The sequence below is a fragment of the Caballeronia sp. AZ7_KS35 genome (assembly GCF_023631045.1).
GTDB classification, from domain to species: Bacteria; Pseudomonadota; Gammaproteobacteria; order Burkholderiales; family Burkholderiaceae; genus Caballeronia; species Caballeronia zhejiangensis.
In genome coordinates this window covers 1,131,351-1,155,122 of the sequence record NZ_JALQDV010000001.1, presented here as the reverse complement: position 1 = coordinate 1,155,122, position 23,772 = coordinate 1,131,351, and the positions used below count along the sequence as shown (strand labels likewise).

At 64.7% G+C, this 23,772-nt stretch carries 24 protein-coding genes; 13 read left to right on the top strand and 11 right to left on the bottom strand.

All coding sequences use genetic code 11. From position 1 onward, the window contains the following. Positions 1–66: 66 nt before the first annotated feature. Both NCT05_RS05535 and gluQRS read left to right on the top strand, forming a co-directional pair. A complete protein-coding gene (locus tag NCT05_RS05535) occupies positions 67–930 on the top strand; it encodes a sulfurtransferase (RefSeq protein ID WP_250501856.1) in 864 nt (287 codons plus the stop codon). Beyond that, the gene (gluQRS, locus tag NCT05_RS05530) at positions 930–1,799 is read left to right on the top strand and encodes a tRNA glutamyl-Q(34) synthetase GluQRS (RefSeq protein WP_008350646.1); all 870 of its coding nucleotides are present in this window, start codon (positions 930–932) and stop codon (positions 1,797–1,799) included. The genes NCT05_RS05535 and gluQRS overlap by 1 nt, the downstream gene beginning before the upstream one ends. Before the next feature lie 55 nt (positions 1,800–1,854). Here gluQRS and NCT05_RS05525 read toward each other — a convergent pair whose 3' ends face one another. After that, positions 1,855–3,336 (bottom strand): DEAD/DEAH box helicase, encoded by a 1,482-nt coding sequence (locus tag NCT05_RS05525; RefSeq protein WP_034471240.1) that lies wholly within the window; start codon positions 3,334–3,336, stop codon positions 1,855–1,857. On the opposite strand from NCT05_RS05525, the gene NCT05_RS05520 reads away from it, so the two are divergent. Then, complete coding sequence (locus NCT05_RS05520) at positions 3,317–3,868, top strand: hypothetical protein (RefSeq protein ID WP_250501855.1); 552 nt, start codon at positions 3,317–3,319, stop codon at positions 3,866–3,868. The genes NCT05_RS05525 and NCT05_RS05520 overlap by 20 nt on opposite strands. Here the strand turns inward: NCT05_RS05520 and NCT05_RS05515 are convergent. Genes NCT05_RS05515 through purT form a run of 3 tightly spaced genes read right to left on the bottom strand, consistent with a single transcriptional unit; the run spans position 3,802 to position 5,628 of the window. Then, entirely contained in the window at positions 3,802–4,158 is a 357-nt protein-coding gene (locus NCT05_RS05515; RefSeq protein ID WP_250501854.1) for an MliC family protein, read from the bottom strand. The genes NCT05_RS05520 and NCT05_RS05515 overlap by 67 nt on opposite strands. A 37-nt stretch (positions 4,159–4,195) precedes the next feature. Next, positions 4,196–4,351 (bottom strand): DUF6726 family protein, encoded by a 156-nt coding sequence (locus NCT05_RS05510; RefSeq protein WP_308196654.1) that lies wholly within the window; start codon positions 4,349–4,351, stop codon positions 4,196–4,198. Between the two features lie 44 nt (positions 4,352–4,395). Beyond that, positions 4,396–5,628, bottom strand: coding sequence for a formate-dependent phosphoribosylglycinamide formyltransferase (purT, locus tag NCT05_RS05505; RefSeq protein WP_008350653.1), 1,233 nt, complete (start codon positions 5,626–5,628; stop codon positions 4,396–4,398). Between the two features lie 257 nt (positions 5,629–5,885). Here purT and NCT05_RS05500 point away from each other — a divergent pair, with 257 nt between their 5' ends. Continuing rightward, positions 5,886–6,476, top strand: a complete 591-nt coding sequence (locus NCT05_RS05500; RefSeq protein ID WP_250434302.1) for an META domain-containing protein — start codon at positions 5,886–5,888, stop codon at positions 6,474–6,476. 143 nt (positions 6,477–6,619) lie between these two features. Further along, on the top strand, positions 6,620–10,186 hold the full coding sequence (locus NCT05_RS05495; RefSeq protein ID WP_250501853.1) for a DNA translocase FtsK: 3,567 nt from the start codon (positions 6,620–6,622) through the stop codon (positions 10,184–10,186). Positions 10,187–10,203: 17 nt separating this feature from the next. Here NCT05_RS05495 and NCT05_RS05490 read toward each other — a convergent pair whose 3' ends face one another. From NCT05_RS05490 to NCT05_RS05480, 3 genes are all read right to left on the bottom strand, one after another. Further along, positions 10,204–11,256, bottom strand: a complete 1,053-nt coding sequence (locus NCT05_RS05490; RefSeq protein ID WP_008350659.1) for a transporter — start codon at positions 11,254–11,256, stop codon at positions 10,204–10,206. An 85-nt stretch (positions 11,257–11,341) separates the two neighbouring features. Continuing rightward, positions 11,342–11,905 (bottom strand): antimicrobial peptide resistance and lipid A acylation PagP, encoded by a 564-nt coding sequence (locus tag NCT05_RS05485; protein ID WP_250501852.1) that lies wholly within the window; start codon positions 11,903–11,905, stop codon positions 11,342–11,344. Positions 11,906–11,944: 39 nt separating this feature from the next. Then, a complete protein-coding gene (locus NCT05_RS05480) occupies positions 11,945–13,261 on the bottom strand; it encodes a lactonase family protein (RefSeq protein WP_250501851.1) in 1,317 nt (438 codons plus the stop codon). Between the two features lie 177 nt (positions 13,262–13,438). On the opposite strand from NCT05_RS05480, the gene NCT05_RS05475 reads away from it, so the two are divergent. After that, the gene (locus tag NCT05_RS05475) at positions 13,439–13,591 is read left to right on the top strand and encodes a DUF3096 domain-containing protein (protein WP_008350665.1); all 153 of its coding nucleotides are present in this window, start codon (positions 13,439–13,441) and stop codon (positions 13,589–13,591) included. 138 nt (positions 13,592–13,729) lie between these two features. On the opposite strand, the gene NCT05_RS05470 is transcribed toward NCT05_RS05475, so the two are convergent. Beyond that, positions 13,730–13,978 carry a hypothetical protein gene (locus NCT05_RS05470; protein ID WP_033536686.1) on the bottom strand — a complete coding sequence of 83 codons (249 nt, stop codon included), beginning with the start codon at positions 13,976–13,978 and terminating at the stop codon, positions 13,730–13,732. Positions 13,979–14,429: 451 nt separating this feature from the next. Here NCT05_RS05470 and NCT05_RS05465 point away from each other — a divergent pair, with 451 nt between their 5' ends. Then, a complete protein-coding gene (locus NCT05_RS05465) occupies positions 14,430–16,304 on the top strand; it encodes a glycoside hydrolase family 15 protein (protein ID WP_034471251.1) in 1,875 nt (624 codons plus the stop codon). 354 nt (positions 16,305–16,658) lie between these two features. After that, entirely contained in the window at positions 16,659–17,930 is a 1,272-nt protein-coding gene (locus NCT05_RS05460; protein WP_008350671.1) for a polyhydroxyalkanoate depolymerase, read from the top strand. 109 nt (positions 17,931–18,039) lie between these two features. Here the strand turns inward: NCT05_RS05460 and NCT05_RS05455 are convergent, their stop codons facing one another. Further along, on the bottom strand, positions 18,040–18,672 hold the full coding sequence (locus NCT05_RS05455) for a TetR/AcrR family transcriptional regulator (protein ID WP_008350673.1): 633 nt from the start codon (positions 18,670–18,672) through the stop codon (positions 18,040–18,042). Between the two features lie 379 nt (positions 18,673–19,051). On the opposite strand from NCT05_RS05455, the gene rsxB reads away from it, so the two are divergent. The 3 genes from rsxB (at position 19,052) to NCT05_RS05440 (ending at position 21,056) form a co-directional block, all read left to right on the top strand. After that, positions 19,052–19,888: an electron transport complex subunit RsxB gene (rsxB, locus tag NCT05_RS05450; protein ID WP_034471253.1), complete on the top strand. Its 837-nt coding sequence runs from the start codon at positions 19,052–19,054 to the stop codon at positions 19,886–19,888. A gap of 16 nt (positions 19,889–19,904) precedes the next feature. Then, positions 19,905–20,549 carry an endonuclease III gene (nth, locus tag NCT05_RS05445; protein WP_008350681.1) on the top strand — a complete coding sequence of 215 codons (645 nt, stop codon included), beginning with the start codon at positions 19,905–19,907 and terminating at the stop codon, positions 20,547–20,549. A 75-nt stretch (positions 20,550–20,624) separates the two neighbouring features. After that, the gene (locus NCT05_RS05440) at positions 20,625–21,056 is read left to right on the top strand and encodes a DUF1841 family protein (protein WP_008350683.1); all 432 of its coding nucleotides are present in this window, start codon (positions 20,625–20,627) and stop codon (positions 21,054–21,056) included. Between the two features lie 81 nt (positions 21,057–21,137). Here the strand turns inward: NCT05_RS05440 and NCT05_RS05435 are convergent, their stop codons facing one another. Together NCT05_RS05435 and NCT05_RS05430 are read right to left on the bottom strand one after the other, a co-directional pair. Continuing rightward, entirely contained in the window at positions 21,138–21,518 is a 381-nt protein-coding gene (locus NCT05_RS05435) for a c-type cytochrome (RefSeq protein ID WP_008350685.1), read from the bottom strand. Between the two features lie 40 nt (positions 21,519–21,558). Beyond that, positions 21,559–21,924, bottom strand: coding sequence for a c-type cytochrome (locus tag NCT05_RS05430; RefSeq protein ID WP_008350687.1), 366 nt, complete (start codon positions 21,922–21,924; stop codon positions 21,559–21,561). Between the two features lie 398 nt (positions 21,925–22,322). Here NCT05_RS05430 and NCT05_RS05425 point away from each other — a divergent pair, with 398 nt between their 5' ends. Both NCT05_RS05425 and NCT05_RS05420 read left to right on the top strand, forming a co-directional pair. Next, positions 22,323–23,165 (top strand): AAA family ATPase, encoded by an 843-nt coding sequence (locus NCT05_RS05425; RefSeq protein WP_008350690.1) that lies wholly within the window; start codon positions 22,323–22,325, stop codon positions 23,163–23,165. A 7-nt stretch (positions 23,166–23,172) separates the two neighbouring features. Continuing rightward, positions 23,173–23,763: a GNAT family N-acetyltransferase gene (locus NCT05_RS05420; RefSeq protein WP_008350692.1), complete on the top strand. Its 591-nt coding sequence runs from the start codon at positions 23,173–23,175 to the stop codon at positions 23,761–23,763. The last annotated feature ends 9 nt before the right edge of the window (positions 23,764–23,772 follow it).

Below are 23,772 nucleotides of genomic sequence, written 5' to 3'. Positions count from 1 at the left end.
GTGTTTTGCGCGCGATTTTCGCCCGCACTTTTTACCCGTCACAGCCGTTTTGCGCGTCATCCGATCATGAGCATCCTGAATCTCTCCGCCTATAAATTCGTCACCATCGAAGACGGCCCCGCGTGGCGGCCGCTCGTCACCGAACGCTGCAACGCGCTCGGTCTGAAGGGCACGATTCTGCTGGCGCCGGAGGGCATCAATCTGTTCATCGCTGGGCCGGTCGCCGAGGTCCGCGAGTTCATCGACTACATCCGCACGGACGCGCTCTTCGGCGGCCGCTTCGCCGATCTGCAATTCAAGGAAAGCCTTTCCGCGAAGCAGCCGTTTCGCCGCATGCTGGTGAAGCTCAAGCGCGAAATCATCACGATGAAGAAGCCCGCGATCAAGCCGGAACTCGGCCGCGCGCCGTCCGTCGACGCGCCCACGCTCAAAGCCTGGCTCGACCGCGGCCACGACGACGAAGGACGTCCTGTCGTGATGCTCGACACGCGCAACGCATTCGAGGTCGATGTCGGCACGTTCGACAACGCGCTCGACTACCGCATCACGAAGTTCAGCGAGTTTCCTGAAGTGATCGAGCAGAATCGGGCGGATCTGGACGGCAAGACGGTCGTGTCGTTCTGCACCGGCGGGATTCGCTGCGAGAAAGCCGCGATTCACATGAAGGAAGTGGGCATCGAGCATGTTTATCAGCTTGAAGGCGGCATTCTGAAGTATTTCGAGGAAGTCGGCGGCGCGCACTACAACGGCGAGTGCTTCGTGTTCGATTACCGCACGGCGCTCGATCCGAACCTGCAGCCGACCGCAACCGCACAATGTTTCGGCTGCCGCGCGGTGGTGTCGGTCGAAGATCAGCAGTCGCCGTTCTACAAGCCGGGCGAGGCGTGCCCGGCGTGCCATCCCGACGCGAAGGTCGGCGCCGCCGCGTAATGATTTATCGGGGACGATTTGCGCCCTCACCCACCGGCCCGCTGCATGCGGGCTCGCTCGTCAGCGCGCTCGCGAGTTTTCTCGATGCGCGCGCGCACGGCGGACGCTGGATCGTGCGCGTCGAAGATGTCGACGCACCGCGCACGGTTCCCGGCGCCGCCGATGAAATCCTCGCGACGCTCGAACACTTCGGCATGCACTCGGACGAGCCGCCCGTCTGGCAGAGCGCGCGCGGCGACGCGTATCGCGCCGCGTTCGAGCGTCTTCAGGCGACGGGTCTCATCTATCCGTGTGGTTGCACGCGCCGCGAAATCGCCGACTCGCTGGTGAACGCCCACGCGCGCCATGCGACGCTCGCCTATCCGGGAACGTGCCGCACCGGCCTGCACGGCAAACCCGCGCGCGCGTGGCGGCTGCGCGTGCCGGACGGCGACGCGGCAGTCGTCAGGTTCGTCGATCGCTGGCAAGGCGCGCAGACGCAGGATCTCGCCACCGAAGTCGGCGATTTCGCGCTGAAACGCGCCGATGGACTGTGGGCCTATCAGCTCGCGGTCGTCGTCGACGATGCCGATGCCGGCATCACCCACGTCGTGCGCGGCGCCGACCTGCTCGATTCGACCGCGCGGCAAATCTACTTGCAGCAGTGCCTTGGCGTGCCGACGCCGGAATACCTGCATGTGCCTGTGGTCAACAACGGCATCGGCGAAAAGCTGAGCAAGCAGACGGGCGCGGCGCCGCTCGATCGCAACGCGCCGCTCGATGCGCTCGTCGAAGCGGCGCGGCATCTGGGCATCGAAGCGCCGGCCGCATCGCTGGAAACGTTCTACAGCGCCGCAACGGCGGAATGGGCGAAGCGTTTCGCGCGCTAGACGCAAAAAAGGCAGCCGCGCGGGCTGCCTCTTTCGATTCGAAGCGCAACGGAAATCACGACTTGCGCGGCATGCCCAGACCGCCGAGCAACGCCGCGAGCGGCTGCTTCGGCGCGCTCTTGCGCTCGGGCTCGACCGTTTCTTCCTGACGCTTCATCGCCGAGGGCGACGGCTCGTACGGCTTTAGGAAAAATTCGTCGATGGGCTGCTGACGGCCGCGCGGGCGATCGTGCGTGCCCGTCGTGCGGCGGCGCGGACCCGACTCGTCGCGCGGCGAATGCCGATGCTCCGTGCGCTCCGGTCGACCGAATCGCTCGTCACGACGCGGCGCCGATGCGTCGCGGCGCGCGCGAATCGTCACTTCGAGCGGCTCGACCTGGAGCGGACGCTTGATCAGCTTCTCGATGTCGGCGAGCTGCTTGCGCTCGTTCGCGCTGCACAGCGACAGCGCATCGCCCGATGCGCCCGCGCGCCCGGTCCGGCCGATGCGGTGCACGTAATCTTCCGCGTTGAACGGCAGATCGAAGTTGATGACCGCCGGCAATTCGGCGATATCGAGACCGCGCGCGGCGACGTCGGTGGCGACGAGCGCCTCGATCTCGCCGCGCTTGAACGCGTCGAGCGCCTGCATGCGTTCGCTCTGCGAGCGGTCGCCGTGAATCGCCGTCGCGACGATGCCGTCCTTCTCCAGCACGCGCGCGAGGCGGCTCGCGCCGATCTTGCTATTGCAGAAAACGATCACCTGCTTCAGTTCGCGCTCGCGGATGAGCTGCGCGACCGCGCCGGATTTGTCGCTCTCGTGCACTTCGTAGACGATCTGGCGCACGTTCGCATTCGTCGAATTGCTGCGCGCGACTTCGATCGTCTGCGGATTGCGCAGATACGTGGACGCGAGCTTCTTGATTTCCGGCGAGAACGTCGCCGAGAACAGCAGCGTCTGACGTTCCTTCGGCAGCAGATTCAGGATGCGCTGGAGATCGGGCAGAAAGCCCATGTCCAGCATGCGATCGGCTTCGTCGAGCACGAGCATCTGAACCTGACCGAGATTCACCGTCTTCTGCTGAACGTGATCGAGCAGACGGCCCGGCGTCGCGATCAGGATCTCGACGCCACGGCGCAACGCGTCGGACTGCGGATTCATGTCGACGCCGCCGAACACGACCGTGCTGCGCAGCGGCGTGTGCTTCGAGTACGTCTGCACGTTGGCGGCGACCTGGTCAGCGAGCTCGCGCGTCGGCGTGAGCATCAGCGCGCGCACCGGATGACGCGCGGGCGAGGCACTCGTGTTCGCGCTCGGCAAGAGCCGCTGGATGATCGGCAGCGAGAAACTCGCGGTCTTGCCGGTGCCGGTCTGCGCGGCGCCCATGACGTCGCGGCCCGCGAGGACGACGGGAATGGCCTGCGCCTGAATCGGCGTGGGCGTCGTGTAGCCGGACTCGCGCACCGCTTTCAGGATGTCGGCGGACAAACCGAACTGGTCGAACGTCGGCGCTGCGGCCGGTGCGGTGGACGTGTTCGTGGCGACGGAATCGGACATGGTGACTATATTGGCTTTCGCTAAAATGCCGCACGATGCGGCGCGCGTAAAAAACTCGGTCGGTTGTTTCGGTCGATCGTCGCGATCGGTTGCTTACGCGGATGGTTTCGTTGGTGCACGCGGCGCGTCGGTCAAGCGCAAGGTGCGCGCGCTGGACGGGGCGGCCGGTCAATCGAGCATCACGCCCCGCTCATTGCTCCGTTTCGATCCGCGCGCCGGCGTTCCGATGGAACACGGCTTCGATGACGCCTTCAAGGCACGCGGCATCGCGCGATCTGTCTTCCAAAGCGGCCGGGCGCTCGACGCCCATGTGCCCGCTCAATCGGCATCGAACGGCGATGCCGGAAATTCTGGACTCGATCCGGCCGCGATTTTTACAGCCGGAAAGCCGCACATTGTAGCACCGCGCGCCGAGGCGCTCCGGCGGCGCGAGAGCGCACCCGGAGCGTACAGCAAGCGGCGCGCCTATTTCTTGCGCGCCTCGCAATCGGCGAGCAGCGTCGGCGAATCTTTCGCGGCCATCTCATCGTAGAGATTCGCCTGCGGGCCCTTGGTCCACCACGTATATTGATCGGCGACGTATTTCGCGCCCGATCCCGCGATCACGTTGACGAACAGGAGCTTACGTCCGTCGACGGTCAACGCCGCGAAGCTCTGATGGTTGCGCGTGTTCGTGTATTGAACGGACACGCTTTTGCCGTCCTTGCAGTCGTAGCGCGTGGTCTGCGTCGACGCGGTCTGGATCTGCGGCACGGTGAGCGGCATGGCGAGCGCCGCCTGGGCGCCGAGCAACGCGAGCATGATCGCAATCGGTTTTTTCATCGTTCGATTCACTTGTGTTTGGTGCGCGAGGCAGCGCTCAAGGGTCGATGACTTCCGCGCATGCGTCGGTCGGCGCGGCAGCGACATGCCCGACCACCGGCACGATTTTCAGTCCCGCCGACGCGATCCGGCACGGCGCCGCCGCAAGTCCGCAGCCCGAAAGCGCCACGCAGACCACGACGAGCGCGGACATCGGTTTCCATTTCACTTGCTCGCTCCCGCCGGCGCGCGCGCCGGTCATCTGGCCGAAACCGGCCTCACCTTCGACGCTGCGAGTTTCGCGCGTTCGCGCGCTTCGCCGGTGTCGGCGCCCGTTGCAAGCGCGACGCCCATGCGGCGCTTCACGAAACTTTCCGGCTTGCCGAAAAGCCGCAGATCCGCGCCCGGCACGGCGAGCGCTTCGGCGACGCCCTCGAACGCGATGCCCGCTTCATCCAGCCCGCCGTAGATCACGGCCGACGCGCCGGGCGCGCGCAAAGCGGTATCGACGGGCAAGCCGAGGATCGCGCGCGCGTGCAGTTCGAACTCGGAGAAACGTTGCGTCGCGAGCGTGACGAGACCGGTGTCGTGCGGACGCGGGCTCACTTCGGAGAACCAGACGTCGTCGCCGCGCACGAAGAGTTCGACGCCGAAGAGTCCGCGCCCGCCGAGCGCGGTCACGACCTTCGCGGCGACATCGCGCGATTTGGCGAGCGCGGCCGGACTCATCGCCTGCGGCTGCCACGACTCGACGTAATCGCCCGCGACCTGAACGTGACCGATCGGATCGCAGAAGTAAGTTTGCGTCTCGCCGCTCGCGGGGTCCGCCGCGCGCACGGTGAGCTGCGTGATCTCGTATTCGAAGTCGATGAAGCCCTCGACGATCACGCGCCCGTGATTCACGCGCCCGCCCGCCATCGCGTAGTTCCACGCGGGTTCGACGTCGGCGTCGCTTTTGAGCACCGACTGGCCTTTCCCCGACGACGACATCACCGGCTTCACGACGCACGGAAAGCCGATCTTCGCGATCGCCGCCTTCATCTCGTCGAGCGATTGCGCGAACGCGTACGGCGAAGTCGGCAAGCCCAGTTCTTCGGCCGCGAGCCGCCGGATGCCTTCGCGATTCATCGTGAGCTGCGTGGCGCGCGCCGTCGGGATGACGGTTGCGAGCCCGGCCGATTCGATATCGGCGAGCGCTTCGGTCGCGATCGCCTCGATCTCCGGCACGATCAGATGCGGCTGCTCCTTCTCGACGAGCGCGCGCAGCGCGGCGGCGTCGGTCATGTCGATCACGTGCGCGCGATGCGCGACCTGATGCCCCGGCGCGTTCGCGTACCGGTCCACCGCGATCACTTCGACGCCCAGCCGCTGCAATGCGATGATCACTTCCTTGCCGAGTTCGCCCGCGCCGAGCAGCATCACGCGCGTGGCATTGGGAGAAAGCGGCGTGCCGAGGCGCGTGGCGCCGGTGCGGCGTGGATCGGTCTGCATGAGTGCTCCAGAATCGGGTGGTGAGGTCAGCGAGGCGCAAAGCGGCTGAATTGGGCGCGATGTTAACACGCAGCACCAGCGGCGACACTTTGCCGTTCGGCCTATTGACAGGCGAATGCGCGTCGGAATTCCCGGCGCGTTTCCGATCGATGGCAAGCTCCCGAAAGCGCAGCCAGTCATTTTGTTGCATCGCGGCGCTGGACAAATCACAGGACGCGTGCGATACCCTTACGCTTTCGCCAGCTTCAGGATCATCGATGCCCACGCACTTCCCTCGCGCGTCCGCGCTTACCTCGCCGCGCTCATCGTCAAATCCGCTGTGGCGCCGCAAGAAGGCGCTCGCGCTGGTCTCCCGCACGTGCGCGCTCGTGGTCGCGGCGAGCGTCGTCGCCGGCTGCGCGATGCCGAAGCACACCGATGCAAGCGCCCCGCCCACCGATCCCTATAATCCTGCCGCCACGCAACTGCTCGACGACACGCAATGGGCGCTCACGAGCTGGACCGATGCGAGCGGCCAGTCGCGCGCCGTCCCGCACGCGGGCGAGAACAACGCACAGCCGCTCACGCTCGATTTCTCTACCGCGAACGGACGCCGTCAGGCGAGCGGCTTCTCGGGCTGCAACCGCTTTGCGGGCGCCTACGAGCTGAAGAACGGCAAGCTCACGTTCGGTCCGCTCGCCGGCACGCGGATGGCGTGCGTGTCCGGCGCGGGCGCGGCGCTCGAGCGGCCGTATCTCGACGCGCTCGCACACGTCGCGAAGAGCGGCGTGCAGATGAATCCGCCGCAAGCGCTGCAACTGACGCTCGACGACGGTCAGGTGCTCACCTTCGCGCCACGTGGGAAATGATGTGTTGCGTACTCGCGGCAGGAACGTCGTGCGCGTGCGCCAGCCGTTAAACTGCTCGATCGAACAGCCCGGCCGACCGGCGATATCGCTGCGGCCGGGCAGCAGTCTCATTTGTTTCACCCAACATTGATTCAATCTCAAGCATGCACATGGTAGTTCTCGGCTGGTTCGGTGCATCGGTCGTCTGGTTCCTTCCGCTCTTCTGGCGCATCGTCAAACAGGCGCTGCCCGGCGGCGCAGGCGTGCGCGGCCCCGGAACGATCCGCCTCTGGATCGGGTTTGTCGCCGTGCTGATCGCGAGCAGCACGCTCGAAGGCGCGCTCGCAAACTCGCTCGAAACGCAGGCGAACATCAATCGCATCGGACTCGCGCTCGCCGCGGCGCTGAGCGGCCCGGCGCATCTGGCCGGCGCGGGCGCGATCGCGGCGCTCGTGCTCGCCATCTTTCTGCCCTGGCTGATCGAATTCAGCTGGCGCTCGGTGCTCGCATGGGCCGACGAAGCGTTCGGCTTCGGCCTGCCGCAAAGCTGGCTCACGCCCCGCGAACGCGAAAGCGAGTCGCGGCAACAGTCGACGACCCGTGACAAGGCGCGCGACAAAACGCGTGACAAGACGGCGAACTGGTTCGAACGGCGCGCCCGCGCGAAGACCGCACGCGATTCGCAGGAACGCGCCCATCGCGCCGAGCGTTTCGATTCGCCGACGCCGCGCACCTTGCCCGACGAGCCGACGCTCGGTCTGCCGACCGGTCATCGCAGCACACGTTATCAGCGGCCGACGGCGTGGCGCCCGCCCGCGACCGGCAAGAGCGGCGCGAGCCGCACGGTGGCGGCCGCCGCGAGCGCCGTCGCCACGGCCGAGGCGTACGCGAAACGCCCCGCCTTCGAGGCCGCAGGCGTCGCTCCTCCCGTGACGCAGACCGAGCCGATGGCGCCTTCGGGCTGGTTGAATTCGTCGCCATCGGCGGCGAATCGCGAGGCCCGCGCGCCGTTTGCGCCGCGTCAGGCGTCGGCGTTCGAGCCTTCCGGATCGGGCTTGCGCGCATCCGTCGCCGTCGACAAGCCGCGCGTCCAGACGCCGCCTCTAGCGCCGCGCGTGGATCGCCCGCGCAGTCCGGCGACATCGATGCCCGCGCAGCGATCGACGGGCGTGGCGAGCATGTCGACATCCGTCGCCACGAATCCCGGCGCGTCACGCCGGTCGCCTGTGACGCAAGCCCCGCAGGGCTTCAGGCGTCCCCCGGCGCGTCCGGCCGCAGCCGCCGCAGCCGTTTCGACGCGCGAGTTCGCGCCCTCGCCGCTCGCCGCGCCCGCGTTCTCGCGTCCTGCCGCGCCGCTCGGACCGCCGACGCCGCCGCCCGCGCCCGAAGCCATCCAGGCGGCGCTGCGCTCGATCGAAGAGAAGACCGCGATGTGGACGTCACTCGCGGGCGCGAGTCTCGCGCGCGGGCATGTGGCGATGGCGCGCGCCGCGCAGCCCGAAGTCCAGCCGGCCGCCGACGTACCGGAGCTGGCGGCGCCCGTGAAAAGCATCGTCGAAACGGCGCCGGAAGTGACGCCGCTCGTGGACGTGCAGGAAATCGATGAGCGCATCGATCCGCCGTCGATCGACGCGCACGTCATCGCGCCCGCGCTCGTCGAACCGCCGCCGCTTTTCGACATGCGTCTGCCCGAGCCGTCGATTCCCGAATTCGCGGCCTCCGAGCCCGACACGCCGCCCGCGATCGAGGCCGTCGAAGAGGAAGCGGAAGAAACTGCGATGCCGGAGCCGGCGCGCATCGATTTGCCGTCCGAACCGCCGCTGCCTCGCCCGGACGCAACGACGGCAGAACCCGCGCCTGTGGTCCGGGAGCGAGAACCCGAGCCCGAGCCGGACCTGCGCGATCTTGCGCAAACGCCGCCTTGGCTGGACGCGCCCGAGCCCGCCGACGAGCAAGGCGAGCCCCCTCCCCCATCGCTGCTTCGAGTGGTCGATGAGCCGGACGAAATGCCCGCCGAAGATGAACAACCGGTCGCCGAACAGCAGGCATCGGGCGACGAGTTCGCGACGCCGTCGAACATCGTGCGCTTTCCGGTAATCGCCGCCGCGCCGGTCGCGCCGCTGCCAGCGGTCGCCGCGCCCGCCGCTGCGCCCGTGGTGAATCAGCCGAGCCCGGCGCCCGAACCGCGCCCGCCGGTACGCGGTTCCGCGCCGACGGAATTCGAATTCCACGCGCCGCACGCATCGGCGGTGGAATTGCCGACGCTCGATCTGCTCGAACCCGCATCCGATGAAGTCGAGCCAGTCTCCGAGGAGCGTCTGAACGAAACCGGCCTGCTCATCGAGCAGCGCCTTCAGGAATTCAAGGTGCCGGTCACGGTCGTCGGCGCGTCGGCGGGTCCGGTCATCACGCGCTTCGAGGTCGAACCCGCGCTCGGCGTGCGCGGCAGCCAGATCGTCGGCTTGATGAAGGATTTGTCGCGCGGCCTCGGCCTTACGTCGATTCGCGTCGTCGAGACGATTCCCGGCAAGACCTGCATGGGCCTCGAACTGCCTAATCCGAAACGCCAGATGATCCGCCTTTCGGAGATCCTCGAAGACGACGTGTACCGCAACTCGAAGTCGAATCTGACGATCGCGATGGGCAAGGACATCATCGGCAATCCGGTCGTGACGGATCTCGCGAAGGCGCCGCACATGCTGGTCGCGGGCACGACGGGCTCGGGCAAGTCGGTCGCGATCAACGCGATGATCCTCTCGCTGCTCTACAAGGCGAAGCCCGAGGACGTGCGCCTCATCATGATCGACCCGAAGATGCTGGAGCTTTCCGTCTACGAAGGCATTCCGCATCTGCTCGCGCCCGTCGTCACCGACATGAAGCTCGCGTCGAACGCGCTCAACTGGTGCGTCGGCGAAATGGAAAAGCGTTACCGGCTGATGTCGGCGGTCGGCGTGCGCAATTTGCAGGGCTTCAACCAGAAAATCCGCAACACCGAAGCCGCCGGCAAGAAGCTCACGAACCCGTTCTCGCTCACGCCCGATGCGCCCGAGCCGCTCTCGACGCTGCCGCTCATCGTCGTGGTCATCGACGAACTCGCCGATCTGATGATGGTCGCGGGCAAGCAGATCGAGCAACTGATCGCGCGTCTCGCGCAAAAGGCGCGCGCGGCCGGCATCCATCTGATTCTCGCGACGCAGCGGCCATCGGTGGACGTCATCACTGGCCTCATCAAGGCGAATATTCCGACGCGCGTGGCGTTTCAGGTGTCATCCAAGATCGATTCGCGCACGATTCTCGACCAGATGGGCGCGGAATCGCTGCTCGGCGCGGGCGACATGCTGTTCCTGCCGCCCGGCACCGGCTACCCGCAGCGCGTGCACGGCGCGTTCGTCGCGGACGAGGAAGTGCATCGCGTGGTCGAACATCTGAAGCAGTTCGGCGAACCGGAGTACGAGGAAGGCATTCTGTCCGGACCGACGCCCGAAGGCGGCGGCACGCAGGATCTTTTCGGCGATTCGTCCGATGCCGAAGCCGATCCGCTCTACGACGAAGCTGTCGCATTCGTCGTGCGTACGCGGCGCGCGTCGATTTCGTCGGTGCAGCGGCAATTGCGCATCGGCTATAACCGCGCGGCGCGGCTCGTCGAGCAGATGGAAGCAGCAGGCCTCGTCTCGCCGATGGGCAGCAACGGCAACCGCGAAGTGCTCGCGCCGCCCGGCCCCGCCGAATAAGCGGCGCGCCTGAAGCGTTACCAGAGCCGCAAGCGGCGCAACAGAAAGATCGTGATGGCGGCGCAGCACGCCATCACGCCCACCACGATCCAGAACGACGCCGGATCTTTCGTGCCGGGCAAACCGGCCACGTTCATGCCGAAAATGCCGGTCACGAGCGTCGCGGGCAAGAGCAAGGCGGACATGATCGCGAGCCACAGCAGCTTGCGGTTGATGTCCTCCGAAAGCGCCGCGGCGATCTCGTCCTGCAACAGCTTCGCGCGTTCGTACAGCCCTTCCAGACCGCCGCCCAGGCCGTTCAGCACCTGGATCGCCTGCACGAGCGCTTCCATCGAACGCGGCTCGGCCCATTCGAGCTTGCGCAAGACGAGCTGCGTGAGCGCATTGCGCTCGGGATCGATGAAGCGCCGCACTTCCACGAGCCGCCGACGCACGTCGCCGAGCACGGAGCGGCACCTGGCGTGGCCGCCTTCGAGCACGCTTTCCTCGACATCGTCGAGACAGTCGCCGATTTCGTCGATGCGATCCGCGAAAGTGTCGTTCAGCGCGCGGATCAGGCCCGCGAAAAGATCGACGGTATCGCGGAACATCGCGCCTTCGAGCACGGCGTGACGCAGCCGGTCGGTCGATTGCAGCGGCCGCGCGCGCACCGTGATCATGCGATGCCGGTCGACGTAAAAGCGCAGCGCGCCGGTCGCGCGGTTCGCCTCGCGGGCATCGGGCGCGGTGGCGTCCGGCGTCTTCGCGACGAGCTCCAGGTCCGCGACGACGCCATACATGAAGTTCGATCCGATATGCACGCGCGGACGCTTGTCCTCGCCGTTCAGGAATTCGCGCGCGACGTCCGGCATCGACGTGACGCCTTCGAGCCAGCCTTCGACGGCGTCGTCGTTCGCGGACAGATGCAGCCACGTCGGGCCATCTCCGGCGACGGCTGCGCGCGCTTCGTCCCACGTCAGCCGCAACGCCTCGCCGCCCGCGAAGCTGAATGCGCTGATGAATCCCGGCGGCGCCGGTTCGTTGCGCTTCGCCGGGCGCTCGCGGGCGTCGAATGTATGAGTCGTGTTCAAGTTGCGTTCCCTGCTATTGCCTTTCGATTTCCTCAGTACACCTTTCAGTCGATGCGAAAGACAGGCGTATCAAAAAGGCATCGTACTAGAACTCGTAGCGGCCCCAGAAGAAGGCGACGTTCCCGTCGTTGAGACCGGGAATGTGCGGGATGATCGTCGCCATCACCGACGTGCTCCGGTAGCGGATCGAGCCGATCGGCAGCGCGAGCGGCAACGGCAGGTAATGCGCGATGTCGCTGCGCGCCGTGAAGCCGACGACGAATCCGCCGCCCGCCTGCAATCCGCCGAGCACCGGCTTCGTGTACCACTGGCGCGCGTAGCCGCCGATCGGCTCGAAATTGTGATGCGAATCGGAAAAGGCGAATGCGAACAGGATGTCTTCGTTACCGTTCGCGTCGGTCCAGTGCTTGCCCGCGCCGCCGCCCCACGACCACGGATTCAGTTCGCTGCGATTGTCGAAGCCGTTGATGTGCCAGCCGTAGCCCGTCACGTAAAGATCCCAGGTGCCTTCATGCGCGACGCGCATCACGCGCTGGCACGCCGACGACATCCAGTCGCGCTTGTAATCGCATTCCTTGTCGTCCGCGTGGGCCGCGCACGACACGCACAGCATCGAAATCGTGACTGCCTTGACCAGTGTTGTTTTCATCGTCCGCGCCCGGTCGTTTCAATCGCCGCGATCGACGCGTCACGAAGGCGATACGAACTTGAAATCGACCGGCGAGCCGATCGACAGCCGCTTCGGGTCCGACGCAAGCTCGCCCGTCTGCGGATCGCGGCGAAAGAAATACGCGCTGTCGCTCTCCTGATTGCCGACGATGAGCCAGCGCCCGGTCGGATCGATTGCGAATTCGCGCGGCGTCTTGCCGAGCGTCGGATAGCGCTTGACGAGCTTCAGATGGCCGTTCGCCGGATCGATCGAGAACTGCACGAGTTCGTTGGCGTCGCCGCGATTGGTCGCGTACAGGAAGCGCCCGTCAGGCGACAGATGAATCGCGCCGCCGCCGATCTTCCCTCTGAAACCCGGCGCGATCAGCGAGGCAGTCTGGATTTGCGTGAGCTTGCCGTCGCGGTAATCGAACGCTAGCACCGATGCGTTCAGCTCGGTCGTCAGATAAGCGTGCTTGCCGCTTGCGTCGAAGACCAGATGGCGCGGCCCCGAGCCCGCCTTGATCGGTGTGTAGCGCGATTCGGTCGGACCCAGCAGACCGCGGCTCGATGCGGACGGATCGGCCGTGTACCGATAGGCGAACACCTTGTCGACGCCGAGATCCTGCGCGAAGAGATACTTGCCGTCGGGCGAGAACACGGTCGAGTGGACATGCGAATTGTCCTGCCGTCCTTTCACCGGGCCGGCGCCTTCGTGATGCACCGTCAGCACCGAATTGCCGACGTGGCCATCGGAAGCCAGCGGAAACACCGCGAAGCTGCCGCCCGGATTGGACGCGACCGAATAGTTGGCTGTCAGCAGATATTTGCCGTCGGGCGATATCGCGAGATAGCACGGATCGTTGCCGTCGGATGACACGCGATTGAGAAAGCTCAACTGGCCGCTCGCGCGATCGAAGCGAAAGGCGCTGACGCCGCCGCGTTGCGTTGCCGGGCCGTTGTCGCCGGGCAATTCGTTCACTGCGTACACGTAATGGCGGTCGCGGCTCACGACGAGATACGACGGATTCACCGTCTGCGCCGACGCGATGCGGGACAGCTCGCCGCTGCCCGTGTCGAAACGATAGACATAGATGCCTTCGCTCTTGCCACCGCCCGTATAGGTGCCGATGAGCAGATCGTAGACGTCGCCGCTGGCCGGTTTCGACGCGGCGACGTCGCTCGCGGTGCCCGGCGCGGCGGGCGTCGCGCCCGTTTGCGCGAAGGCCTGCGCCGCTGCAAACGAGAGCATCAGCGCGACGCCTTTCGCCCACGCGACGCGCTCGGCGCGCTTCGGGCGCGCGTCTTGCAAGACGTGCATCAGCGGATTCGCGCCGCAAGGTTGGCTCGGGTGCATGAAACCTCCTCTTCGTCTCTTTGATGCTTGTTATCGGGAGCGGCGCGCGAAACCGCCGACATCGCAAGGCCCAAGGACGTGCGGGAGCAAGTTCCGCTCCAAACGATGAAAACGACGATACACCTTTGCACGACCAGCCAACCGACACGATTCGAACCAACAACAGGAGTTGCCGCGATGACCATCCACCTAAGCCTCGCCCCGCTCGTCTCGCTGATCGCAGGGATCCTCATTCTCATCATGCCGCGGCTGCTGAACTTCATCGTCGCGATCTATCTGATCGTGATCGGGCTGATCGGCCTGTTCGGCATGGGATCGGCTCATTTCTGACGGGCGCGCGACTGTCGTTGTGACGCCGATTCCCGTCGGCGGTTCCGCGGACGCGCACGAACGCGCGAACGCACGCGTACGGAATGTCCGTGCGCGTGCGCAAAGTGTCACGAAAGAAGGACGCGCGGATCGGCCGTGTCAGCCGTTGGCGAGCTGATCGAGACGCAGGCGTCCCTGCAGCGACAGCGCACCGACCGACACGCCGGTCACGCCGAACGTATAGCGGTTGAAACAGCCGCGCTCCGTAAGGAACGCGGCGGCGGCGTCCATCGCGTTGCGCGACAGTCCGAGGTTCTTGTGATCGAGCGCGAGGAGCATGTCGGCGTCCGATACGCGGCTCGCGGCGGAAAGAATGGCGATGCAGTCAGCTTTCGACGGATAGAGCATGGGATTCTGTTCCTCGAAAACGCTACGTTGAAAACCGGAAGAGACGTTGCGCGAAGCGACTGCATGACCCGCGCGCGAGACGACCGGGAACATGCTGAAAGACAAATGAAAGGCACAGAAAGTTTCCGCGCCCTGCTTGAAAAGGCCGCGGCGCGGATGCCTTTCACGAAGCTTCATTCTAAACATCAGTCGAATGCAGAAGCAACGGTGCGTTCGGCGCTTCGCTAGTCATTTTCCGCCAACCGTGCGACACGTCCCGATGACGCCCGGCCCGGTTTCCTGCTCGCCGTGAACGATTGCGGCAGAATGCGGCCAGAAAGCATGCATGACGTCCGTCGCCCCGACCGCCGACGACGCCGCGTTTCGCTCGGGCGCTCGTGTCCCGGATCGTTTGCTCAACCCGCGGCGCGTTTCGATTCGGCCCGCGCCGCCTGCAGGAAGATGTTCGCTTATGCCCGCACTGATCGAAGACTATGCAATGGTCGGCGACGGCCACACCGCCGCCCTCATTTCCCGCGACGGCTCCGTCGACTGGCTCTGTTGGCCGCGCTTCGATTCGGGCGCGTGCTTCGCCGCGCTGCTCGGCACGCCCGAGCACGGCCGATGGCTCCTCGCGCCCGACATGCCCGACGGCGAGTCGCCTGTCGTCAGCCGCCGCTATCGAGATGACACGCTGGTCCTCGAAACCGATTTCGAGACACCGCAAGGCGCGGTGACGATCGTCGATTTCATGCCGCTTCGCAACGGCCATTCGGAGCTGGTGCGTATCGTGATCGGACGCCGCGGCACGGTACGGATGAAGATGGAACTCGTGCTGCGCTTCGATTACGGCTCCGCGGTGCCGTGGGTCAGCCGCCTGCCCGACGACAGTGGCATCCGCGCGATCGCCGGGCCGGATCTCGCGGTGCTGCGCACGCCCGTCGATCTCGTCGGCGAGAACATGCACACGACCGCCTGCTTCGATGTGAGCGAGGGCGAGCGCGTGCCGTTCTCGCTGTGCTATTCGCAGTCGCATCTGCGCTTGCCGCACGCATCCGATCCGAATACGCAACTCGCGCGCACCGAAAATCACTGGCGCGAGTGGTCCGGGCAAAGCGAGCTCAACGGCCGCTGGGCGAGCGCGATCCGCCGCTCGCTCATCACGCTGAAGGCGCTCGCGTACGAGCCGACGGGCGGCATCGTCGCCGCGCCGACGACATCGCTGCCGGAACAGCTCGGCGGCACGCGCAACTGGGACTACCGATACTGCTGGCTGCGCGATGCGACCATCACCCTCCTCGCGATGATGCGCGGCGGCTACTACGACGAAGCCCGCGCATGGCGCGCGTGGCTGGGCCGCGTGATGGCGGGCTCGCCCGCGCAGATTCAGATCATGTACGGCATCGCGGGCGAGCGCCGCCTGCCCGAATGGGAGATCCCGTGGCTGCCGGGATACGAAGGCGCGGCGCCGGTGCGGATCGGCAACGGCGCGGTCGACCAGTTGCAGCTCGACGTCTACGGGGAAGTGATGAACGCGCTCCATCTCGCGCGCGTCGGCGGGCTGCAGAGCGATGAAACCGCGTGGTCGATCCAGTGCGCCATGCTGCAACACCTCGACACGATCTGGGAAGAACCCGACGAAGGCATCTGGGAAGTGCGTGGCGGCAAGCAACACTTCACGTTCTCGAAGGTGATGGCGTGGGTCGCGTACGACCGGGCGATCAAGTCGGCGGAAAGCTTCGACCTGCCCGGCCCGATCGATCACTGGCGGGAGATGCGTGCGCGCATCCGCGCCGAGGTGCTGAAGAAGAGCTGGAATCCGAAGCTCAACTCCTTTACGCAGGCTTATGGCAGCGACGCGCTCGATGCCAGCCTGCTGCTCATTCCGTTGCTCGGATTTTTGCCGCCAAAAGATCCGCGAGTGACCGGAACCGTACATGCGATCGAGACCGATTTGACGCACGATGGGCTCGTCAAGCGCTACCACACCGCGGAAGTCGCGGACGGGCTGCCGCCCGGGGAAGGCACGTTTCTGGCTTGTAGCTTCTGGCTGGTCGACAATCTGGCGCTGCAGGGCCGGATCGACGAAGCGCATCAAATGTTCGAGCGCCTCGTCGGTCTCGCGAACGATGTCGGGTTGTTGGCCGAGGAGTACGACACGGTGGCGAAGCGCATGGTCGGGAATTTCCCGCAAGCCTTTACCCACGTGGCTCTCGTGCACACCGGGATGAACCTGATGCGTCACGAGGAAGAAATGGCGAAGGCGACCGGTCAGCCGTCCGGCTCGGAACATCACGCCGAATCGGAAGCGCAGGCCGAAATCGACGCTGCGGCGGGAAAGTCATAAATCTCTGTTTTATTGGCGAAATCAGTGTTTTGACGGTAATATTTGTGCAATGCACAAAAAGTATGATTGCAGGATGTGTTGTTTCCAGGCGAGCAATTTCAACCGATCGGTTGAATTGAACGTTTAATGCGCGGAAAATATTGCCTCGACTCAAGTTGCATTCTTCCCGCGTCGATAACGCGCAGGTGGCAACGCGAAAAGGCACGCGAAGCATCGCAGGAAGTCAGTGCCCCGGCAGCAAGGCGACAGCCCGCCGCGCCGCCGGGGATCTTCGAAAGCCGTTGAAGTTCGTCGCCGGAAGCATTGCCGGGATCAACGGGCGTACCGGTTTCCACCGGAGTTACTGGGGCAACCATGCTCTATCAAATTCACGAATTCCAACGCGCCATGCTGTCTCCCCTCACAGCATGGGCCCAGGCAGCATCGAAATCCTTCGTCAACCCGGCCAGTCCGCTCGCTTATGTGCCGGGTTCGAGCCGTCTCGCCGCAGGCTACGAACTGCTCTACCGGCTGGGCAAGGACTATGAGAAGCCGGAGTTCAATCTTCATCAGATCGTCAAGGACGGTCACAACATTCCGATCGTCGAGCAGACGGTGATCGAGAAGCCGTTCTGCCGCCTCCTGCGCTTCAAGCGCTTCGCGGACGACAGCGCAACCGTCACCAAGCTGAAGAACGAGCCGATCGTGCTCGTGTGCGCGCCGCTCTCGGGCCACCATTCGACGCTTTTGCGCGATACGGTCAAAACGCTCTTGCAGGACCACAAGGTGTACATCACCGACTGGATCGACGCGCGCATGGTCCCGACCGAGAACGGCCCGTTCCATCTGGACGATTATGTCGAGTACATCCAGGAGTTCATCCGTCATATCGGCGCGAAGGACCTGCACGTCATTTCGGTGTGCCAGCCGACCGTGCCGGTGCTCGCCGCCATTTCGCTGATGGCGAGCCGCGGCGAAGACACGCCGCGCACGATGACGATGATGGGCGGCCCGATCGACGCGCGCCGCAGCCCGACCTCCGTCAATTCGCTCGCGAACGAGCACTCGTATGAGTGGTTCGAGAACAACGTCATCTACACGGTGCCGGCGAACTATCCCGGCGTCGGGCGCAAGGTCTATCCGGGCTTCCTGCAGCACGCGGGCTTCGTCGCGATGAATCCCGAGCGCCATCTCACGGCCCATTGGGACTTCTATCAAAATCTGCTGCGCGGCGACGATGAGGACGCCGAGCAACATCGCCGTTTCTACGACGAATACAACGCCGTGCTCGACATGGCCGCCGAGTACTACCTCGAAACGATCCGCATCGTGTTCCAGGAATTCCGGCTCGCCGAAGGCACATGGGAAGTCAACGACGAGCTCGTGCGTCCGCAGGACATCAAGCACACGGCGCTCTTCACGATCGAAGGCGAACTCGACGACATCTCCGGCAGCGGCCAGACGCGCGCCGCCCACGATCTGTGCACCGGCATTCCGGAGAAGCACAAGCGCCATTTCACGGCGGAAAAGGCCGGCCACTACGGCATTTTTTCGGGCCGCCGCTGGCGCACGATGGTGTATCCGCAATTGCGCGAGTTCATTCTCGAGCACGACAAGACGCCGAAGACCGAAGCCGTGCCGGCCTAAGGTACGAGCGGTACGAACGCACGAACGCGCCGGTACCGATTCCATCGCGGCAAACAAAAACGTCGCGCCTTGCAAAAGGCGCGACGTTTTTTCTTCCGACCGCGTCGATTCAGCGGCGCGTCAAAAAGGCCAGCAGCAACTCGGTATTCATCCGCACGATCTGCTCGCGCTGCGCCTGCTCGCTGAAATCGAGCCCGAAAGTCGCTTCCAGCGTGAAGCGATTCGAAACGATGTAATAACCGAGTCCCGACAGGATGATGTAGAACTTGAGCGGATCGACGTCGGTGCGAAACAGTCCGGCTTTCTGACCGCGATCGAGAATGGCCGTGAGCGTCGCGACGATCGGCGAAATGAGCTCGCGTATTCGATTCGATCCTTTGATATATCTCGCCTCGTGCAAATTCTCGTTGTTGATGAGGCGCAGCAACTCCGGATGATCCCGGTAGTAATCCCAGACGAAATGCGCGAGACGCGTCATCGCTTCGATGGGCGCAATGCCGTCGAGTTCGAGCGTGCGTTCCGCTTCGACGAGCGCCGATAGCGCATGTTCGAGCACGGCGGTGAATAACTGCTCTTTGCTACCGAAGTAGTAATAGAGCATGCGCTCATTGGTCTCCGCCCGACGCGCAATCTGATCGACACGGGCGCCGAACAAGCCACCGGCCGCGAACTCTTCTGCGGCGGCAAGCAAAATACGGCGCCGGGTGCCTTCAGGATCTCTTTTGATTTTCGGCTGATTCATGGTGGCATGACTCGGGAGCCGCGTTGCCGGATTAGCGTCACGCGGCCCGCATTGGGTACATGACGTGAACGGGCGCTGCCCAGGGTTATTGGGAAACACCGTCCTGCGGTCAAACGGAAAAGCGCTTCGATTATGCGCACATCGAAAGGACGTTGGCAATTGGGAGTAGAAGCCATTCGGCACGACTGTTGACGACTTCGGCGATAATGTCGATCAAAGCCGAGCGTGCGCCCGCGAAACGGGACGCGCGCCGAACAGGCAGCGTGCCCGTCGTCGTGGACGCCGAAGCGTTCTCTTCGCATCCGAAGCGCACCGCGCGATTCCCAACGCGATCTTCGCCCACGCTGCGCCAGTCCCCAAGGCATCATCGCAATTCCTCGTGACCGCAACCTTTTCCAAGACGCTCGCCGAGCGCATCGAAGACCTGCTGCCGCAGACGCAATGCACCAAGTGCGGCTACCCGGCCTGCCGGCCCTACGCCGACGCCATCGCCGCGGGCGAGGCGAGCTATAACCGGTGCCCGCCGGGTGGCGCCGAAGGTGTCGCGCGTCTCGCCGCGCTGCTGGGCGCGCCCGATATACCGCTCGATACGACGCATGGCGTCGAGCGCGCACGGCCCGTCGCGGTGATCGACGAGAACGTGTGCATCGGCTGCACGCTGTGCATGCAGGCGTGTCCGGTCGATGCGATCGTCGGCGCCGCGAAGCAGATGCACACGGTCATCGCCGAACTGTGCACGGGTTGCGATTTGTGCGTGCCGCCCTGCCCCGTCGATTGCATCGCGATGGTGCCCGTGACCGGCGATCGCACCGGCTGGGACGCGTGGAGTCAGGAACAAGCCGATGCTGCGCGCGCCCGGCACGACCGCCGCGTGGCACGTCTGGAGCGCGAGCGCGCCGAGGCGCAGGCACGCGCGAGCGCGCGTCAGGCCGCGCGGGCGGCGCAAACAGCGCAAGCGACGCAGGCCACGCACGAAGCGCAGCCCGCGAGCGACGATCCGGAAGCGAAGAAACGCGCGATCATCCAGGCCGCGCTGGAGCGCGCGCGCAAGAAGAAAGAAGAGATGGCGAAGCTCGGCGCCGGTCCCAAGAACACGGCTCACGTGAGCGCGGCCGTGCAGGCGCAGATCGACGAAGCGGAAGCGCGCCGCCGCCGTCTTGGCATTACGGACGACGCAAACGCGTCCCATCCCGATAAAGGCGATAAACCCGCGTAAGAACGGACATCGAATCATGAACGCCACGAAGCGCCGCGCGATCTACGAGACCTTGCAGAGCCTGAATCCGCACCCGGTGACCGAGCTCGAATACACGACGCCGTTCGAACTGCTGATCGCCGTGATGCTCTCCGCGCAGGCCACCGACGTCTCCGTGAACAAGGCGATGCGCAAGATGTTTCCCGTCGCCAACACGCCGGCAACGGTGCTCGCGCTCGGCGAGGAAGGCGTAGCGGAATACATCCGCACGATCGGGCTGTATCGGACGAAGGCGAAGAACGTGATCGCGACGTGCCGCATGCTCGTCGAGCAGCACGGCGGCGAGGTGCCGGACAATCGCGAGGCGCTGGAAGCGCTGCCGGGCGTCGGCCGCAAGACCGCGAACGTCGTGCTGAACATCGCGTTCGGGCAGCCGTCTATCGCCGTCGATACGCACATCTTTCGCGTCGCGAATCGCACCGGGCTCGCGCCGGGCAAGGACGTGCGCGCCGTCGAAACCGCGCTCGAGAAATTCACGCCGAAGGAATTTCTGCACGACGCGCATCACTGGCTGATCCTGCATGGACGCTATGTCTGCAAGGCGCGCGTGCCGGAATGCTGGCATTGCGCGATCGAGCCGCTCTGCGAGTATCGGCCGAAGACGCCCGCGCCCGTCGAATGAAGAGGGCTTGGGCAGAACCTGCGCATCGCGGTCTACAATAGCGGATTCAGAAACCCGCAATCGAATCAATACGTTATGTTCAACCCCAGCCGCGACGAAGTTCGCCAGTTCTTCACCGAAACGTGGCGCAAGGAGCGCGCCGGCGAGATTCTGACGCCGCTCGAAAGCATGGCCGCCGACTGGATCGGCGAGCATCCGGAATATCACGACGCGCTCGTGAACCCCGAATCGCGCGAAGCCGATTACTCGCCCGATCGCGGTCAGACGAACCCGTTTCTGCATCTGTCGATGCATCTCGCGATCAGCGAGCAGCTTTCGATCGATCAGCCGCCGGGCATCCGCCGCGCGCACGACAGGCTCGTCGCACGCCTCGGCTCGCCGCACGACGCGCAGCACGCGATCATGGATTGCCTCGGCCAGATCATCTGGGAAGCGCAGCGCTCCGGCACCCCGCCCGACACCGACGCCTATCTCGCGCTGATCGAGCGCCGTGCTTCGCGCGACTAAGCATCGAAACCGGACGCATCAAGCAAAACACCCCGCTTCGAGCGGGGTGTTTCGTTGTGCGGATTGCGTGAGAAATCGCGCTTACTTCTTCAGCACGAGACTGCCATCGAGCGATTCGATGTATGCCGCGAGATCCTTCAGATCGCTCTGCGACAGGTTCTGCACCTGCGCCGCCATGATGGCGTTGTTGCGTCCGAAGTTCGGGTTGTTGCCGCCGATCTGATACTGCCGCAGCGCCCAGTAGATGTACGTCGCGTGCTGACCCGCGAGACGCGGATACTCGCCGCTCACCGGCTTGTTCAGACCGGGACCGTGACAGGCCGCGCAGTTGTGGCTGTCGGAAAGCGCCTTGCCGTTTGCGACATCGGCTGCGTGCGCGCTGCCGAACGCCGTCATGCCGATGAGCGCCGCTGCGGCGCTCGCTGCCTTGAAGCTTGAGTGAAGTGCCTTGGACGGCTTCATGAATTCTCCTTCCCGTTGTCGCTTTGCGTTCACGCGCGGATCACTTGTCGGGATTGTTCTTCGATTGGGGAGTCTGCGCAGCGTAGTACGCGGCGATATCGGCGATATCCTGATCCGACAGCGTCGTCGCGATGGCGCGCATCGTGTCGAAATGACGGTCGCCCTTCTTGTAGGCATGCAGCGCATTGGCGATGTACTGCGCGTTCTGGCCGCCCAGCATCGGCACTTCGTACACCTCGGGGTACGCGGTGCGATAGCCGGGGATGCCGTGGCAGCCGATGCACATCGCAACCTTGCCCTCTGCGGCCTTCGCGTTGCCGACGACGTCGGCCGACGCCTCACTCGCGAAGCCGGCGAGACCGGACAGCGCTGCAATCACGGCACATTTGCCGACGAAATTGTTCATAGCTCTTCTAACCTGGCTTGAGGGGAAATCCGGCGCTCACAAGGCCGCGGCCCGCGCCGAGCGCAATACAACCTTCTCGGGACTGTTTGCTGTTGCAGGGTCTGTCGCCACGCAGGCCAAAAAAATCGCGCTAATTGTACCGCGCGACCTACCCTCCGTCCACACGCGAACCGCGCCGAAGCCCTGCTGACAAGGGGAATCGGCTGAAAAGCAGCCGTTTGCCCTGCGACAATTCGTCCCTGTACACGCGATGAACCCGCTTGCGCGCACGCTTCACCCGCGCTCGGGCATGCAGCGTCGACCTGCCGATAAAGCGGCTCAAACGATACCGGGCGCGCCTCAATGCGGAAAGGTCTTCTGACTTATACTGGGATTTTTTTGCCAACCGGATCTTCGTCATGCGTTTCGAAGGCTCATCGCAATACGTCGCAACCGACGATCTCAAGCTCGCGGTGAACGCCGCGATGACGCTGCAACGGCCGCTGCTCATCAAGGGCGAACCGGGAACCGGCAAGACCATGCTCGCCGAGGAAGTTGCGGGAGCACTCGGCATGCCGCTTCTGCAGTGGCACATCAAATCGACGACGAAAGCCCAGCAAGGCCTGTACGAATACGACGCCGTCTCGCGCCTGCGCGATTCGCAGCTCGGCGACGAGCGCGTGAAGGACATCCGCAATTACATCGTCAAGGGCGTGCTGTGGCAGGCGTTCGAGTCGGACCAGCAGAGCGTGCTGCTCATCGACGAGATCGACAAGGCGGACATCGAATTTCCGAACGACTTGCTGCGCGAACTCGACCGCATGGAGTTCTACGTCTACGAGACGCGCGAGCTCGTGAAAGCGAAGCACAGGCCGCTCGTCATCATCACGTCGAATAACGAGAAGGAGTTGCCTGACGCGTTCCTGCGCCGCTGCTTCTTCCACTACATCAAGTTCCCGGACGCGGAGACGATGAAGGCCATCGTCGAGGTGCATTTTCCGAACATCAAGCAGGATCTGCTCGCCGCGGCGATGCAGAGCTTCTTCGAGCTGCGCCAGGTCTCGGGCCTGAAGAAGAAGCCGTCGACGTCCGAACTGCTCGACTGGCTCAAGCTGCTCCTGGCCGAAGACATTCCGCCCGAGGCGCTGCGCTCGTCGGATCAGAAACAGATCGTGCCGCCGCTGCACGGCGCGTTGCTCAAGAACGAACAGGACGTCGCGCTCTTCGAGCGGCTGCTGTTCATGAACCGCAACCATCGCTGATAACGACATGAGCCGCTGGATCGAACCCGTCACGCTGCAAGGCGAACACGTCAGGCTCGTGCCGCTCACGCCCGAGCACGAGCAGGCCCTCACGGCCGCTGCGAGCGATGGCCAATTGTGGAAACTCTGGTACACCTTCGTGCCGCCGCCCGACAAAACGCGCGCCTATATCGACACCGCGCTCGACATGCGCGACCGCTCGGGCGCGCATCCGTTCGCGGTGATCGATGCGAAGAGCGGCGACATCGTCGGATCGACGCGTTACTTCAACGTCGACGAAGCGAATCGTCGGCTGGAGATCGGGCATACGTGGTATGCGAAGCGCGTGCAGAAGACCGCGCTCAACACCGAAGCCAAACTGCTGCTGCTCACGCACGCCTTCGACAGGCTCGATGCCATCGCCGTCGAATTCCGGACGCATTTCATGAACCACGCGTCGCGCACGGCGATCGCGCGGCTCGGCGCGAAGCAGGACGGCATTCTGCGCAATCATCAGGTCGGCAAGGACGGCGTGTTGCGCGACACCGTCGTGTTTTCGATCATCCGCTCGGAATGGCCGGCGGTGCGCGCCAATCTGAATTTCCGGCTCGAACGTTAAGCACGATGG